The sequence below is a fragment of the Georgenia satyanarayanai genome, assembly GCF_023715365.1.
Lineage (GTDB): Bacteria > Actinomycetota > Actinomycetes > Actinomycetales > Actinomycetaceae > Oceanitalea > Oceanitalea satyanarayanai_B.
On the sequence record NZ_JAMBNZ010000043.1, the window covers coordinates 1 to 665 of the forward strand.

1 protein-coding gene is annotated in these 665 nt (G+C 64.8%); it reads right to left on the reverse strand.

What is annotated here, in order from left to right:
- Positions 1-181, reverse strand: a 181-nt coding sequence (locus tag M3148_RS16920) for a hypothetical protein (protein WP_251305900.1), incomplete at its 3' end; no start/stop codon positions are given.
- Positions 182-665: the final 484 nt, after the last annotated feature.

The window sequence follows — 665 nt, forward strand, 5'->3', positions numbered from 1 at the left end:
AGACCTCGGCGACCATGAGCCAGTGGGCAGGTGGCTTGGCTGGATAGAACAAGGGCTCGCTGGTCCAGACATCGTTGACGTCATCCAACCCCAGGTGGGGATGCTTGAAGAGGTGACTGGCCTGCCGGTCGATCTCGACCGGCCAGTCGTCATCGAGCCGATCGACGTCGAACCTGCCCACGCAGACATCGTAATACAACCACTCACCGATGACTACAGCAGTGTGCGGTCGTGGATCCGCCATCGGGACCGAGCCCGCATCGGCCGGGGGTGCACACACATTTAGGAAGGGCTTAGCGTGTGGCGGGTGCCCGCGCGACGCTCGTAAGCGCGGAGGTGGTCCGTGGTGACTGAAAGACTGCGGCTGTGAAGACACCCACGGCACTGAGCAGCGGCGCGTAGACGCTCGGGATCATGCCCTGACCGCCGTCGTCGTCGGAAGTGGGGGCGCCTTGGTCAGGACCAGTGAGATGACGGCGTTGCGGCTCGCCTCGCCGCCTCCTCTGCGGTGCCCATCTCCGGACGGCGGAGGTCCGAGGCTGCCCGAGGACGGGCGGAGCTCGGATGATGCTCCTATGGACTGTCAAGCGGCGAGGAGCCACTGGCGGTAGGTGCTGGCGAAGTCGTCATCTCGCCTCTTGCCGCGTTCGATGTCGGATATGCGT